Here is a 15,218-nt window from a genome sequence, read left to right as displayed (position 1 = left end):
CTGATGAACAACATGGCAAGCCCCTGCCGCTGCTACAAATACCCCAAGTATCTAATCGCGGCAGGGGCAAACCACACACGCAGAGACCCTATTGATACCAGCCACAGCACCAATAGGGCACGACCGACGAAGACCGGCGTCACAGTGCGCTCGGATTGCTCATATCTGGTGGTGTCTTGCCCGTTTGTCGCTTATCAACAAATGTAATTGTTAAGGCTTGCTTATCGGCTGATCAGTGGAAAAGTATCTTCAACAGGTGACTAATCTTAGCTACAAGACGATATAGAATCTGCTGTTACAATATTCTAGAGCCGCGCTTTTGCTAGCAGTCTTGCAATACCAAGTTGAAAATACGCACCGTTCAATGGTTATGGCTGGGCCAGATCACTCTGTCTTCTGGTTTCCATCCTGGTTAGCCCATAGCAGCAGTAGGTTTGAAAGAAGCTAGCGTGACGAGCAATTCATTTCCAGCCCTGAAAGTGGAGCGTTTGGATATCTAGCGAGGATTGCTTGTAGAAAACGCCACCACCAATGCTAACGTGCCCTATTTGCAAGAGCTTGCTCTCAGTCGAAGCCCTGAATGAGCAGCGAACGGCATTGTGGTGGCGATGCAAATCCTGCCAGACAATTTTTGACTTTTATGTATTGAAGAAAGTCATCATGTCTAACTAGGTCTATTGTACTATGATGCGTCAGCCCAAATACTCCACTTCTTGGGTTAAATTTGAGTTGTATATGTAAGTATTATAGGGAATTGTTCTAACCTACGATATCCTGCCCAAAATGCGGCAAACGGTTAGATTCAGAAATTATCGACGGGAAGAAAACGGTGTGGTGGTGGATATGCAAAACCTGCAACGAGCTTTATGATATTGAGTCTTTGAAAAAAGCGATGGACCACGAATAGATAGGTGCGCCTGCGCCAGATTATTCACTAATGATCAACAGGATTCTATTATCGAAAAGTCAATCTCTTTTTTCCTGCCCAGCTCTTCAAGTGATTCAAACCAGCTTATTTTTTGAATTCCGTGAATCGCCCTGATTTTTTCTGACATTTCCATAAATTCACGATTGCCTTCTAGAAGCGCTTCAACCTTCAGATCTGCGTTATCTCCAAATACACGAGAGACTGCGACCACTTTTTCAAGACCAAGAATCTCGTCTGCAACCGAATTCTTGTTACCTGCGCCATACGAAACAATGAACGTGACAAGCCTCTTGCCGAATTTCTCGTATCTCAAACCATATGATTCATGTACAAATTCCTCTTCAAGTCGTCTTCGCCTTCGTTGAACGGTACTTATTGGTATATCCAACGCTCTTGATAATTGCAGCGAAGAGGGATTCCCTTTTGATTCCAATATTGCCCTCAATATTTTCTTGTCAATTGCAGAAAGCCCTACCCCGCCGATCTTTTTTCCTAGTTGTTTTGCGGCAACCGAACTGGCATTTGCACTGACAGCCCGGTTAAGGCCAAATAGCAAATCCGCCAGCTGGTCTACTGTTAGGGTCTTGAAGAAGTCCGCATTGACACCGATTCTCTGTAGTTCTCCTTCTAATGCCTGTCTGGAAGTGTTTTGAGTTGTAGCTTTAGATTCGACGATTGGGGTAGTTTCTGCCGACATTTAGTGTGCTATAATACCGGTAGGATTTAAATCTATCTTTAAATCTACTATAGGATACAAAAGGTCGAAAAGCAAATCCAGGATCTTTATTCCATTCACCAGATCATTCCATAATCTTAAAAATGCGCCAAAAAAATCTAGATTGTTAGAGAAACTCTCAGGTAAGAAAATTACCTGTTTCTTTTACTATTTATTATCACTGTTCATTTCACAGTTACATCGTGATGTTAAAATTTATCTATTGAATTTTCAGGGGTGAACATCGTGGTACGTCCTTTTGCAGTCCGGCCCGCAACAAAAGCTCTTAGAAAGAAAATATCAGTTTGCTCTCATTGTACTGTCAAAACTGCTACAGTTGAAGCCCTCTTTAGGATAGAAGGAGCAGTTTTTGTCAGGAAGTATTGTAACAAATGTTTACCAGAGGCAGAGTTTGAAACTGACCACTAAGGCAACGGTCTGCACAAAAATGATGAGATCAAATCATTTTTTGGCCCATTCAGTAGTTTCATGTTGTCATTAAATCCGCAAAAATCAGACTCTCTACTATTATCGTATCAAAAGAACTTGCAGAATATTGACCTACCGCTGCAAAGGCGTATGCGAGCAGTTTAAGGTGCAAAGGACAGCATTAGGGCATTACCAAACCGGTAACAAACGCTGTCAGACATGCGATATCTTTATGGCATTTCCGTCAATTCATTGTCCTTGTTGCGGGTGTAAATTCCGACTTAGACCGCATAATCGCGTCTTGAAGAAGAGATTGAAGGATATTCAAAAGCAAAAGGAAACAACAAGCCCCTCTCTGCGGTATCTTTAAACAATCTGGGCTCAAGCCTAACTAACCAGAATCTCTTCTTCTGCACCAATAGCGCTTCTCGCAGCTTCAGAACTAGCTTGGTTGAAGAGGAGAAAAGATGTGTGTGTTCTATTATGCATAGGAAATAAGTTTAGAACTATTAGCCTGCATATTGCCGTCTATGCGTGAAAATGCCAGCTCTACACCGCGTTTTTCGCTATAGTTGTAGGCAAATCGTTCGTCGTTGCCTATAGGTATCGCGCTTAATGGCTTATGACATGAAGGGCATCCCGATGGGTCAAACATTCGCGTATTTATTGCAGTTGCGCACCAATGGCAATCATCGCAAATAACAAATTGTTTTGGTTCTTGTGGTAACGCTGAAATGTTGTCATTTTGAATTTCCATATGCTCGCATTCCTTCCTTGTTTAATCGCGCATCCATTAGTTTTAAGTCGAGTGTAGGTTTAGCGCGTTCTTCTCTTCTGAAAAAATTCCGCGCGGCCCTTGCCGCGACTATTCTTCGTCGCCAACAATGACAATGTCTTTGATGAATTGCAATAATTCACCATGGTCTTCCAATCTGTAGTAGTTTTTCAGCTGGCGGATGGTTTCATCGTCTACAGTAAGATAAGTTGCCTTTCTGTCATTTAGCTTTTCAAACTCATTTGTTCTATTCATGTGTAATTATCGTCTTTATCCTAAAAATGACTTTCCTAAAAAATGAGGCTTCATTATTCGTCTGCCAGGCTCTCTTGATATTTTTGCATCACTTCCGTTGCGAACTCATCCTACAACTTTCTTCCGTTTTCTTGCATTTCTTGCATACACAGGATTCTTGCACTCCGGTGAAAGCCACTCGCGTATGTGGCTCTCCACGACGTGCACCTACCTACATGCTCAAAATGCTAGTGTACTGGTTCTTGCTCTCATATTTGCGGCAACTCGCTCTGTTGTTGTAGTGATGGCGATGGGGGTAAGAGTCCGGGCGTTGGCGCGACAACAGATATTTTGGATACTCCTACTTCGGACAGCGCAGAAGGAGATGATGATGACGACGGCCCACCACCTAGTTTGTCCCATACAAAGACTTTGATAGTATAGTCGCCAGGCTCATAGTCGCCTGCGGGCGCCCAAAGGCGTGAAGCAGTATCTGTCTGCCCAGCGTTTACCGTGCCTGCTGCCCAGTCAATGCTAAAAGTAACGCCGTCTTTTTCAACCTGCGTTATAAAGACATAGTTCTGTGGGCTGCTCTGATAGTTCTTGAATGTAGCCGAGATGTTTACCTGCTGCCCAGAGCTGACAGATGTCATGACTATGTTGTTCTGCAGCAAATTCATCGCACCATAGGTTACAAACCGAATCCGGTCCAGCGGATGTTGTACAAAGTGCGAGTCCGCATACGTAGACGTCTGGCCATCGGCAGTGAAGCTGCCGCCAGAAGCGGAGCCTCCTCCACCGCCCCCACCCCCGCCGCTACCACCACCAACAAAGCTGCCGCCTCCTCCGCCACCGCCGCCGCTGCCACCGCTACTACCGACAATTCTGTTAATGACATAGTCCTGCATGACGACATCTCCATAGTTGCCAGCGCTGTCCTTTGCGACGAACTTTAGTACCGCAGAGGAGCTTAGCGATATAGGTCCAGAGTATTTGGTGCTTGCCGATGTGGCGGGATTTGTGCCGTCTGTTGTATAGTAAATGTCTACTGCAGATTCGGTGGATGTCAGAGTGACGGTCTGAGCAGAAGCGTATGTGCCAGCTGGAGGCGAGGCTGTCACCGAGATATTTTTGCCGGTACTATTACTACCGCTGCTGCCATTATTGTTGCTGCTGCTATCACTACTATTGCTGCTGACAGTAAACGTGCTCACCCCACTGTAGGGACTCTTGTTCCCGTATGAATCAGATGCCCTTACCTTCCAGTAATATGCCCCATCAGCCAATGGCTCTGAGCTAGGAAGAGTATAGGTTAGTGCGTCAAGTCCTGTTTGCGATATAACGGCAGGATTTTCAAAGTCAGGATTGTCTGCGACGGCCAGATCATACCTTACTGATGGCGAAGCCAGGTCGGTTGCCTTTGTCCATTCAAACATCACTGCGCCGCCATTATTTACGATCTTGGAGTTGTTATCTGGAGACTGCAGCCTAGGAATTGACGGGGCCGTAGTATCTGTTATGGTAACCTTTTGTGTTACAGTCTTGGTGTTGCCGGAAGCGTCAGTTACATTCCAAGTGACGATGGTAGTCCCAACGGTAAAACCTCTGCCCCTATTTCCTCCAGATTCGGATCCTCCGCCAGGCGCGTCATTGGAGATATCCGGAGATGGATCCTTGTCGTCGTGCACCGCTGGCGGCTGTAATGAAACAGGCGTAAGAACGCCTGTAGCTTCCATTGTGATATCTGCCGGTGCGGTTATTATCTCAGGAGCAGTTGTATCAGCACTATTGTTATTATTATTGTCATTACCATTGGCAGGCGGTTCGGAAGGTGGTGGCGAGGGCGAAGGAGAACCACCATCAGCGCCACCATCATTATTATTATCAGCACTGCCCGTTGCCTGCGAGTACGTCCCTATCACATACCCATTTGACTTAATATTTTTTATGAGAGTGTCCAGATCCGCAAGTTCGCTGCTTGAAATCTGGTTTGTAGGGTTCTGGCTTGAATCCTTTACAGCAAAGTCCTGAGGGTGCAGTGTTACAACCGCATACCCGTATGAAGATATTGTCGAATCGATGCGATTTGTCAATGTATTCATTGAAGTCTTTGTTGGAGGCTCTGAATCGTATGTGTAGAATCCTATTACCTGTGGAAGGTGATAGATGCCATGAGAGTCTTTGATGTCTGAGTTTGGTATTGCCTTGTACACTTTGTTGCTTGCGCTGTCCGGGTTGTCTGGATCGTATATGCTTGGGAGCTCTTGGTCAAATTCCGCACTTATTATCTTCATATTCAGTGCTTGGAGCGCGGCGAGAGTGTCATCATTATAGGCATTGTAAGGAGGAATGAATACTATTGCACTGCTCCCCCAAAGAGAGGTCATCTTTTGGTTGGCCTGTTGAAGTGTATCACGTTGTTCTTGAGGAGTCAGAGTTCTATAATCGACGTGGCTCCACGCATGGCTTGCAAGTTCGAATGTTCCGGAATTCAGGCCTGCCCTTACCTTGTCTACCACTGAAGGGTCATTTCCGATAAAGTTCATAATTGTTCCAACGGTAAGTCTCTCGCCTTTTTCCATAAAGTGGTCCATGAGCGCAATTTGGACGCTGTTAATCCAGTAATCTTGAATGTCATCAAGCCTAAAGATCACGCAGTTGCATGCACCCGGAATTGTCGCGGCTCGAGCAGACAACGGTGCAGAAATCATGCCGAATACAATCAAGAACGAAGCTGCTATTGCAGGCAAAGTACTAGCGGCAGAAGGAAAAGAAGAGATGATTGCCTTCTGCTGTGTAGATTTACTGCTGCCGCCACTATGGCCACCTCGAGCAGAATTTGATGATGACGATAATGCTCTAGATGCTGCTGATCGAATTTTCACAGAACAAAATCACAGGATTTTCTATATACGAGAAAAGTTCATCTTTCTGCTTTTTTCCGAAGGATTTTCAGTCCAGAGCTGCCTCAGATGAATTGTACACAAGCGTATTAGATTTAACATGACGTCAAGAGTCAGTGGGCTGCAAAATCTAGGTCCTCTATAGAGAGATGGAAGGAGGAAGTGCACCCGGAAAATCACTAGAGCCAAATTCCCGTAGTAACAATTTTTGATGGTCGTCATGGTACAACTCAAATAGTATATTGACACACCTACAAATTTACCTAGCATTTACTCATAATTTTCTTCTAGCCTATCATCGCGTTGTTATTGTTACCCGAATAATCATCATCTCTGGAACAGAGACGCATATCTTCCACTCCCTTCATCCCGCGGGTATCGCAGTCAGCGCGTTGTCTGTCCACAGATGTTCGGTGGACCGCGACTCAGTCACGTCGAGAAAAGAGAGGGATTTTCAGATCCTCTCAAAAAGAAAGGCTGGCTACAGGAAGGACGAGTCTGCCAAGGCTTTTGACGAGGCGTACCAGCTGGCTCTACGGAAAAAGTGCGCTCTGTACGACTCAGTTTTTGTTGCGCTTGCATCCGATCTTGGTCTTGAGCTAAAAACATTCGACGTTGCGCAGAGGGGCCTCTCGAATGGAGATACTGTCGATTCATCGTCAGATTAAATTAATTCCTTCAAACAAAATGAACGTGATCAGTTGCATTGTTAACAGTACCGACTATTCTAGTAGAGATTTACCTACTTCTGCTGGCTCTGATCCCATCAAGCTTCCAAGAGGTACCGGAGAAGTCTGCAAGTTGAATCATTCAAACTTCCAAAGAAGAAGGAAGGATTTCTTTATTTTTCTGCTCTTGGGAGCAGCTTTGCAAACACCTTTATGCTCAAACGGCGACAGGCTTGCGATGACTAAGGCTCTCGTGTTTGTAAACTGTGACTATAGGACCTTGTCAGCGACAATAAGCGCGCTGCGAAAAGTAAAGGGAGTCATAGAAACGAACGCCACAAACGGTCTGTACGACGCAGTACTGAAGGTTAATGTAAGCAACGAAACCGAGTTAGGAAGAGTTATCAGAAACGTCGCAACTGTCGCAGGCGTGATTGGTATTGTGACGAGTATTGTAATGGGCGTCAAATAATTTATTTTTCAGCGACCAAGTGGCCAGTAGAAAAACTCTGCAAAAGACCTTATCGACTCTGATTTAGTCTGCCAGATGTCTATCCGTCCACAGGCTTTTCCAGAATCATTCCAGATGTTAGTGGGCAATCCTCTGGTAAAGAGCTCCGCAACGACTTTAAAGCAACTTGGATAGGACAGGGCGCCAGAGCGGGATAACAATAATGGGATGGCGGAAAATGATGATGACGACATCGGCGATGCAGCAGTTCCATTGACAGTCTTGACACAGTATGGCGGCTGCTGTTGCTCCAGTGGCAGTGTAGTAGTCCTTGTGGTTGCCCAGAATGCGTCGCCCTCGTCATCATCGTCGACCTAGCCCGCTCTGGCGCTATTTAGTCAATGATATTTGCTTCCTGGCTAAAGCTTTGTACAAAGTCTCCAGAATTTTCATAAGCTTCTCTCGCATATTTTGAGGTGTCAGGGCAGGATATGCGTGGGTAGGGCTTGGCTGGACAGCACCTCTCTGGAAGCTTGTGTTGCTCACGTCAATCCCAAATTGCAACTAATGGTATTGCCAGTCTTGCCTGTTCTGACACAATTATTTTTCTTCCTTTCTCGAACTTATGCGGATAATCGTCTATTTGGATTACTTTGCATTGCATTGGTCTATGCTATTTTCCCATAGGTTTGACGGAGCGGCATGAAAATATGGCATGGATGAGATACGTGCACGAACATATCGAGGAAAAACTAACCATTTAGTTCAGCGACGAAGTCGGTATCTCTTTGGCCGGCCGCCGGCGAGGCAGCAGCTACGAATGATGAACTTTCGCATCCTATATGAGCAATATTAAAATAAAATCAGCTGCTGACTTTAGCTATGGGGAAGACAGAAAAATTTACCGGATTAAACACGGACTTGGAAAGGCTAGCCAACAGGGTGCATGTATATCTACAGGAAAACGGGTTTGAGGTGGCGTTCTCAAAAGACCCGACAGAGCCTGCATCGTGGTTCTTTATTCAGGCAAGGAAGGCCAGCGCGCTGCGCACAGTCGCAGGAGCAAGAAGGAGCACCGACATAACGCTAAAGGGCTCCCCGAGCAATTTCGAGGTGTCAATCGGTACAGGCGAATGGGGCAAGAACCTCGTAACGTCTGCGCCGCTGTTCATAGTGCCAGTCATCGGGATAAGCGCCACCCTGGTAAAATTGTACACGGCCAAAAAGTTTGAGGACAACCTCTGGAAATACATCAAGGATCAGTCAAAGTTCCTTGCAGACAGCGCCATTCGCACCTCCGGCGAGGCCAAGCCGTCGTCATCATCTTCTGCTGCTGCCGTCGTCAACGTGGACAGCAGGGCGTACGACTGCGATTATGTCGAAGGCTGGCCGGGATGGAACGAGCAAGTCGTTGGAGGCAAGTTGGTCCTTTTTAGAGAAAAAGGCGGCAAGAACAGGCTTGCGTTCAAGGCGCCTGATTCTAAAGAGATTACGATACCGGCAGACAACGTCGTTGAAGCCAGCATAATCGCAAGAAAGAAAGGGTTGAACGAAGACGACCTGATGATACAGCTGACGTGCAAGGATGCAAGCAGCGGCAAGACCGTCAAGCCGGTGCTCAACCTCAACGACGACATCATACGGGGCGCCCTGGCAGGCATCAACGAGCTCGTGGGAGAGGACAAGGTGTTGAGGAGCTTTGAGCAGGTAAACGTGATGACAGAAACAAAGTACTGCACAAGCTGTGGCGTGCAGATATCAAAGGAAGCCAAGTTCTGCTCAGCGTGCGGCGTAAAGCAATAAAAAAATCCTCAATCTTTTTTTTAGGAAAACTCGGCTCATCATTTTGTGTGAGCCGTGTTTCAAGGCCCTTGTAACTTTTGGTATTCCTAGGGCATAGGCTTTTTACTAGTGTTGTTGGCGTCCTTTTTCTATCCCTGACCGCATTGGCTGCTTTTTGCTTTCCTCAAAATAAAAAGTAGAGTCTGCTAACAATATCGTTATATAATTCCTAGCTATTTATCCAAAAGTGGAAATGCCTACGGGGTCCGACGTCGAATTGAGGAGCTTCTGTGAGGCACTTTTGCTTAATCTCAAGGCAATATTAGGAAAACGTGCATATGCTGCTGTCATGAGACACATAATAGATGAGTACTTGGGATCAAGAGCACAAGAAGACATCTACACGGCAATTATGAAACGGCCTGACATTTTTGAAAGTGCAATGATAGACCTGCTGGGTCACGCGGGAAAGATTTTGCTTAGGCAATCCCTTGCAGTGACCACGCTTGGAGGCTTTTCGTATTCAAAAACCGGCGACTTGGCAAAGTGCATTGCAATTATCATCAAGAGCAAGAGGCAGTATTAGCAGCGACAAAGATTGGGCAGATATTGCCGTTTCAAAGGGACGGTGCATGGGGTTTATTCAGAGCGACCCGGCTGCCACAGCATAGGAGTGCGAATCCATTGGAACGCTGTCCCATATCTCTTCTCCTTGCTTGTTAGTATGTGTATGTATATCTCTACTGCCAAAGTATGCAGGCGTTGGCAGTGGCTCCTATTATGCTTCCACATCCGTAACTGCCTTCTTTTCTCTTTCAGGAAACAACATGCGGTTCATCTCTCGATAGTTAATCAAAAATCGCTTCCCCTTTTCTGTCGTACGGTAAAGGTTCTTGTCTTCTGAGATATGTTCCAAAAGTTGATTCTCCATTAGCAATGCAAGATATTCCTTTAGCTGCAGAAATGACAGAAATGCTTGGTACATTATCTTTGTCTTGTAGACTCCGCCTCTGGTCTGTGCTACCTCAAGAATCTCCGCTGCAATATCCATCCTGCTCCGGTACTTCCTCATATGCAGCTTTCGCAAGAAAACTTTAACGGGTTTTTGCTATCATGGGCTCGCCCTATACGGACAGGAGCTTTTTCTACTACCTTGGAAAATGAAAAGCAGGAGAAGAGAGGCCATAGGTTGCGCATCCGTAACAACAGCCGCAAACGGAACATCATCATTATCTTATGTTCAGTCGCGGCAGGCATCATAGTGCTGACAGCAGCAGTAGCGGCAGCAATTACATATTCCAAAGTCGATGTTACCCGTGATATCCCTGACCGTCATCCTCCGACATTGTTTGACCCCGACAAAAAAGAAATAGCGATGAAGCTAGTCTCTAGTGCTGAAAACTCATCCACCGATTGGCAGGCGCAGTACGCATACATTGAAGACATTGGCGACAACAGAGGCTATACTGGCGGAATCATTGGCTTTACTTCTGGCACTTCGGACATGCTAAAAGTGGTTCAATACTATACGCAACTCAAGCCGGACAACATCCTGGCCAAGTACATCCCTGCGCTAAAGAAAGTAGTAGGCACTGCATCCCATGAAGGACTCGACCCAACCTTTGTTGCTGACTGGAAGACGGCTGCAAAAAATGATCCCATCTTTAGACAGGCGCAGGATCACGAACGTGACACTGTTTACTTTAATCCTTCAGTGACGCAAGCGCAAGCCGACGGACTGGGAGCGCTTGGCCAATTTATCTACTACGACGCAATGGTTATGCACGGTCCAGGCGACGACCCTGTAAGTTTTGGTGGAATTCGTGCAGCGGCCATGGCAAAGGCCAAGACACCTGCTCAGGGAGGCGACGAAACCGAGTATCTCAACGCATTTCTCGATGCCAGAAAAGCCGCCATGGCGATGGAGGCTGCTCGCTGGAATACATCACGCATCGATACGGAACAACGCGTGTTCTTGCAGCAGGGCAACTTGGCTCTCGATCCCCCTCTTGTTTGGAAAGTATCCGGCGCCGATTATGCAATTTTGCAATAGATGAGAAGATTTCATTCTGACAGGGGCTTACTTTCGTTCAAAATTATCCCCTACAAGTGCACAGACGCACATGCACACCTTCAAAATTTGTCTATTCGCGGCCCACTGCTCCGATGATGATATATTTCTACTTCGTTTGCAGTTGGTCATGAACAACGTTTGATTAGGGACCACCCGACATTGAAGCAGAGCGTGGAAACTCGTTAATATCTTCTTGAGCAAGCTTTTCTATGACGCTTAGTTGCGGCCAGAAATCTTCTTACTTTTTATCATCAAATGACCCTCGTAAGGAGATGGGATCCCAAGGCACGATCAGCCTGTTGGTTCATGTGGCTTCTGATATTTCACGGGAGTACGGATGTGTGTTGCCCAGAAAATTGCTTGAAATGCAAGACCTATTGAGCAGGCATGTTATGCCGGAACACTAGGTGAAATAAAATTAATCACACGGTTGGGAGCAATGGTTTCATTCTACGGTCCAAAGTTGCGGGGAGATTATTTTACTGTTGAATAACAAAGATGAAGAGCCTCAAAAAGAACAGTCAACGGATGCTGCTGATAATACAAAAGGAACAAATCGAAAAGAAGATCCTACAAGGATTCACAATAAGGACACAACGCCTGCCTTTATTTCTCCTTCTGCAAAAAAACAGGTATCGTCCAAATTAAAATCAATTTTCGCGATTTTTGGTCCAGGCATAATCACGGGCGCATCAGATGACGACCCTTCTGGAATAGCTACCTATTCCCAAGTGGGTGCACAGTTTGGCTTTGGTATGCTGTGGATGGTTCTGTTTCTGTACCCTTTGATGACCGTCGTACAAGAAATGTGTGCACGCATAGGTCTTCTAACGGGTAGCGGACTAGCGGACATCATAAAAAAGAAGTATTCAAGAAAAGCAGTCTACCCGATTGCGAGTCTCTTGCTTATTGCAAATACGATAAACATTGGCGCGGACATTGGCGCCATGTCCGCATCTGTCAGACTGATATTTCCTCAAGTGCCGTTTGTTGCAGCTAGCCTTGCTTTTGCTGCATTTATTCTACTATCTGAGATTTTGGTACCTTATGAAAGGTACGTAAAGATACTAAAGTATCTCACTTTGTCGTTATTTGCCTATGTTGCTACAACCATCATTGTTGGCGGAAATCTAGAACAAGTTTTGACCGCGACCTTTATCCCTCATATAGAATTCAGTTCAGACTTTGCACTGCTGTTCGTTGCAATTGTTGGCACAACCATTTCGCCTTACCTGTTTTTTTGGCAAGCATCAGAGGAAGCAGAAGAAAACGTGGCTGAGAAGAAGATAAAAGATATCGGCAAAGGTAAGCCAAAAGTCTTAAAAAAAGATGTAAAACTGATGAGGGCAGACGTTGCGATAGGAATGGCCTTCTCTCAGTTGATAATGTGGGCCATAATTGTGGCAACAGCGGGTAGTCTACACGCTCACAACATAACTGACATACAGACCGCAGATCAAGCCGCCAAGGCTCTAGAACCACTTGTAAAGTCATTCCCAAACGCTGGCGTAATTGCAAAGACGATATTTGCACTTGGCATCATTGGCACTGGACTCTTGGCAGTCCCGGTCTTGGCAGGGTCATCTGGATATGCGTTGGCAGATGCCTTTGGTTGGAAGCAGGGATTAAGTAAGAAATTCAGACAGGCTAAGTACTTCTATTTGGTCATAGCGGCGTCTACAATTGTAGGTCTCTGGATAAACTTTACCAACATAGACCCAATCAAGGCGTTGGTATATACTGCTGTTATCAATGGTGTCGTATCAGTTCCACTTCTTTTTGTGATAATGAGAATCTCAAATGACAAGAATATTTTGGGAAGCAGGACTAATGGCAGAGTATCAAATATTTTAGGATGGGCGGCCTTTGTAGTAATAGCTGTCTCCGTTGTTGTGATGTTTGCTACATGGAATAGCTGATTGTCTTTTTTTGTGTTGCAATCCTCGGCACGAGAATAAATTATCCAATGTGAAGTGCCACTAGACTTATGCTCGGAAACTTCAGACAGAAAACGCTCGCAGTTTGGATTTCATCGAGCATCTTCGCAGCTTTAATGGCATTGGTATTGGCGCTATATCTGAATGCTCCATTGTGGGAACTTTGCTCTTACGAGATCTGTAAAGAAGTTCCCATGGTATATCCTTGATGATTAGTACATGGACTGGCTCTGACCGATTGACGTTGATTCCTTTTTAGCACCCATTTTTTGGACTCATCTTTTTACAACCTGTATATGTATATCTACACGACTCTCAAGTCAAACGGCACAAGAACTGCCAGTATGGCGCCAATGATCACCGGCATCAACTTGCGCATTCTAGCGTTCACTTTTGCTGCCTGCTCTTCCTTCTTGTGATCCACCAACCGCATCTGAAGCACCATAGAGACGAGGTTGTTCAAAAAGAGCGCATAGGCGACTATCATCACCTTGTCCAGGAGAGTGAGATAGCCTATAGGCGGAAGCTGGCTTGCGGCAGCCAAGTGCGCCGCTACTGCCGCAAGCAGAGTCGATGCGGCAAGGCCAATCCGTGGTGGAAAATTGGTTGGGCTCATCCAGAAGGCAAGCATCGCTATGGTCGTGATTATGATTACGGGAAATATCGTCTTTAGAAACGCAGACAGCGCGGCCCTCTGTATATCAAATGAAAAGATGTACCTTGAAAAACTTTGGTCTGGATATTGGTGGACTATGACGCTCTGCTCTGTCTTGCCAAGGCTCCATCCTGGCACATTTATCAGGCTGTCGTATCCACTTGCAATTGTATCTGGAACAAACACTTGTTTGTCGACAGTTTCAAACCCTTCAACTTCGACAGTGACCTGCTGCGTATCAAACGGGTAGTTTCTGAAATCCATATTCTTTAGGAAGGTCCCCTTCACCCGGACTTCGTAGTAATGGGGCTCTGTACGGCTTGGCTCTATCTTTGCGTTCATAGAGTTCATGAAATCAAACATTGGCTTTTGCTTTGTAAAATCTACAGTAGAATCAGGCATTGCAGATAGCCAAAAGTAAAAATCCAAATCGTATGAGCCTGTCTGAAGATCAACTTTTCCGATGTTGAGAAGATACACGCCGGTGGTGAGGCGCTCCGGCTCGGTGGTCAAAGAGGAAGTATTGTTGCTACTGCTACTATTAGCATCAAGACTTGTTTGTCCAAATGCTTGTTTCACAGGATAAGGAGAATTCGGAAATGCCAGGCTCATCAGCGGCATGGATGACGCTGATACTGCTACTAGTACCATTACAAGAAAGGATTGCAATTTCAGATGTGGATGCACCTGTTCTTCCTTTACGGTAATTCTACATAATATTAATCTACGTTAGAACCAGAAAATAGTTATATCTGTTTGAAAAGAAAGTCGCATACGCGACGTGGATGAGAGAGTTACGAAGGTTTCAACGGAAAAAGAATATCAAATGTTCAGTTACATATACCACCTTCTTAATAATGGCCCCGCCGGATGGCTTCAGTCTTGGGAGAATGTCCGGCGGAGCCTGCCACGATTCGAGTGGTTTCTGCTTATCGCTATTCCTTATAACAGTAAGGTACACATAGCAAACAGGTGCAAAGCTACGGCGGAGAATTATTCCGGCCTGAGCCCATTGTGAGCAGACTATTCAATCTCCATGTGTCTTCTTATGGCCTGCATTAGCAACACTGCGCCATCAGGACCAAAATGCCTCTGGAGTGCTTTCTCGATTTCATTAAGCGAAGAGCACGGATATTGCAGTGATATTCCTGCCTTCTCTAATTCTTCAAAAATGACTTGCCTAAATGTCGGACCGATTTTATCCAAAACATCTTCAAACGCTTTACGCAGTTTTCTGCAATCAGCCGAGCTCGACGTAGATTAGAATAGAAATTAACTCTATTTAAGGAGTATCAGAATAGATACTAACCACATCGAGACGGACGGTTTAACGCGAAACCTGCTCCACTATCCTCTCTTTCAATCGACTCATTCTATCAACGTTAGCTGTTTTTCCAGATTCTCTTCTATTCTCATAGGATTCAATTGAGGTCGCCCATATTCGTTGTAGTTTGCGAAACATATGCAATTGTTTTATAAGGTAATGATGATACAGTTAGGGCGGGTTTTGCGTGGCCTCTCTCAAAGTTAACCCATGCCACTCGCCTCTTCTCCGGCAATAGATGCATAGTTTTTGAAGCATCAATCTGTCCAATGTTTGTCCCGGCTTAAGCTTCACAAGCTCCTTCTTTCCACAGATGCATCTAACAAACCGGTACGTCACATCA

Annotated in this window: 13 protein-coding genes; 8 read left to right on the top strand and 5 right to left on the bottom strand. The window is 45.5% G+C overall.

The features are described 5' to 3' along the window. Positions 1–941: 941 nt before the first annotated feature. The 3 genes from ACYOR7_RS13375 to ACYOR7_RS13365 form a co-directional block, all read right to left on the bottom strand. Positions 942–1,625: a winged helix-turn-helix transcriptional regulator gene (locus ACYOR7_RS13375; RefSeq protein ID WP_479914222.1), complete on the bottom strand. Its 684-nt coding sequence runs from the start codon at positions 1,623–1,625 to the stop codon at positions 942–944. A gap of 1,312 nt (positions 1,626–2,937) precedes the next feature. After that, positions 2,938–3,102, bottom strand: a complete 165-nt coding sequence (locus tag ACYOR7_RS13370; protein ID WP_479914221.1) for a hypothetical protein — start codon at positions 3,100–3,102, stop codon at positions 2,938–2,940. A gap of 248 nt (positions 3,103–3,350) precedes the next feature. Beyond that, entirely contained in the window at positions 3,351–5,735 is a 2,385-nt protein-coding gene (locus tag ACYOR7_RS13365) for a chitobiase/beta-hexosaminidase C-terminal domain-containing protein (protein ID WP_479914220.1), read from the bottom strand. Between ACYOR7_RS13365 and ACYOR7_RS13360 the strand changes: the two genes are divergently transcribed. The 6 genes from ACYOR7_RS13360 (at position 5,713) to ACYOR7_RS13335 (ending at position 9,471) form a co-directional block, all read left to right on the top strand. Beyond that, complete coding sequence (locus ACYOR7_RS13360; protein WP_479914219.1) at positions 5,713–6,057, top strand: hypothetical protein; 345 nt, start codon at positions 5,713–5,715, stop codon at positions 6,055–6,057. The two genes, ACYOR7_RS13365 and ACYOR7_RS13360, sit on opposite strands and share 23 nt — an antisense overlap. A 340-nt stretch (positions 6,058–6,397) precedes the next feature. Next, positions 6,398–6,652, top strand: coding sequence for a hypothetical protein (locus ACYOR7_RS13355; RefSeq protein WP_479914218.1), 255 nt, complete (start codon positions 6,398–6,400; stop codon positions 6,650–6,652). Beyond that, positions 6,621–7,124, top strand: a complete 504-nt coding sequence (locus tag ACYOR7_RS13350; RefSeq protein WP_479914217.1) for an Lrp/AsnC ligand binding domain-containing protein — start codon at positions 6,621–6,623, stop codon at positions 7,122–7,124. The genes ACYOR7_RS13355 and ACYOR7_RS13350 overlap by 32 nt, the downstream gene beginning before the upstream one ends. A gap of 207 nt (positions 7,125–7,331) precedes the next feature. Continuing rightward, positions 7,332–7,481, top strand: a complete 150-nt coding sequence (locus ACYOR7_RS13345) for a hypothetical protein (protein ID WP_479914216.1) — start codon at positions 7,332–7,334, stop codon at positions 7,479–7,481. Positions 7,482–7,985: 504 nt separating this feature from the next. Further along, positions 7,986–8,906, top strand: a complete 921-nt coding sequence (locus tag ACYOR7_RS13340; RefSeq protein ID WP_479914215.1) for a zinc ribbon domain-containing protein — start codon at positions 7,986–7,988, stop codon at positions 8,904–8,906. 232 nt (positions 8,907–9,138) lie between these two features. Further along, positions 9,139–9,471: a hypothetical protein gene (locus tag ACYOR7_RS13335; RefSeq protein ID WP_479914486.1), complete on the top strand. Its 333-nt coding sequence runs from the start codon at positions 9,139–9,141 to the stop codon at positions 9,469–9,471. A 192-nt stretch (positions 9,472–9,663) separates the two neighbouring features. Here the strand turns inward: ACYOR7_RS13335 and sso10a are convergent, their stop codons facing one another. Continuing rightward, complete coding sequence (gene sso10a / locus ACYOR7_RS13330) at positions 9,664–9,957, bottom strand: Sso10a family chromatin protein (protein WP_479914214.1); 294 nt, start codon at positions 9,955–9,957, stop codon at positions 9,664–9,666. A gap of 81 nt (positions 9,958–10,038) precedes the next feature. On the opposite strand from sso10a, the gene ACYOR7_RS13325 reads away from it, so the two are divergent. After that, a complete protein-coding gene (locus ACYOR7_RS13325; RefSeq protein ID WP_479914213.1) occupies positions 10,039–10,938 on the top strand; it encodes a chitosanase in 900 nt (299 codons plus the stop codon). A gap of 506 nt (positions 10,939–11,444) precedes the next feature. After that, positions 11,445–12,878, top strand: a complete 1,434-nt coding sequence (locus tag ACYOR7_RS13320) for an Nramp family divalent metal transporter (protein WP_479914212.1) — start codon at positions 11,445–11,447, stop codon at positions 12,876–12,878. 322 nt (positions 12,879–13,200) lie between these two features. Here the strand turns inward: ACYOR7_RS13320 and ACYOR7_RS13315 are convergent, their stop codons facing one another. Further along, the gene (locus ACYOR7_RS13315; RefSeq protein WP_479914211.1) at positions 13,201–14,064 is read right to left on the bottom strand and encodes a ligand-gated ion channel; all 864 of its coding nucleotides are present in this window, start codon (positions 14,062–14,064) and stop codon (positions 13,201–13,203) included. Between the last annotated feature and the right edge of the window lie 1,154 nt (positions 14,065–15,218).

Source organism: Candidatus Nitrososphaera sp. 86-2, from assembly GCF_056726185.1.
This window is presented reverse-complemented; position numbering and strand designations above follow the sequence as displayed.

What these genes read in the sequence shown, in the direction of transcription:
- ACYOR7_RS13375 (WP_479914222.1), bottom strand. Translation starts at nt 1,625, where the DNA reads ATGTCGGCAGAAACTACCCCAATCGTCGAATCTAAAGCTACAACTCAA.
- ACYOR7_RS13370 (WP_479914221.1), bottom strand. Translation starts at nt 3,102, where the DNA reads ATGAATAGAACAAATGAGTTTGAAAAGCTAAATGACAGAAAGGCAACT.
- ACYOR7_RS13360 (WP_479914219.1), top strand. Translation starts at nt 5,713, where the DNA reads ATGTCATCAAGCCTAAAGATCACGCAGTTGCATGCACCCGGAATTGTC.
- ACYOR7_RS13350 (WP_479914217.1), top strand. Translation starts at nt 6,621, where the DNA reads ATGGAGATACTGTCGATTCATCGTCAGATTAAATTAATTCCTTCAAAC.
- ACYOR7_RS13345 (WP_479914216.1), top strand. Translation starts at nt 7,332, where the DNA reads ATGGCGGAAAATGATGATGACGACATCGGCGATGCAGCAGTTCCATTG.
- ACYOR7_RS13340 (WP_479914215.1), top strand. Translation starts at nt 7,986, where the DNA reads ATGGGGAAGACAGAAAAATTTACCGGATTAAACACGGACTTGGAAAGG.
- ACYOR7_RS13335 (WP_479914486.1), top strand. Translation starts at nt 9,139, where the DNA reads ATGCCTACGGGGTCCGACGTCGAATTGAGGAGCTTCTGTGAGGCACTT.
- sso10a (WP_479914214.1), bottom strand. Translation starts at nt 9,957, where the DNA reads ATGAGGAAGTACCGGAGCAGGATGGATATTGCAGCGGAGATTCTTGAG.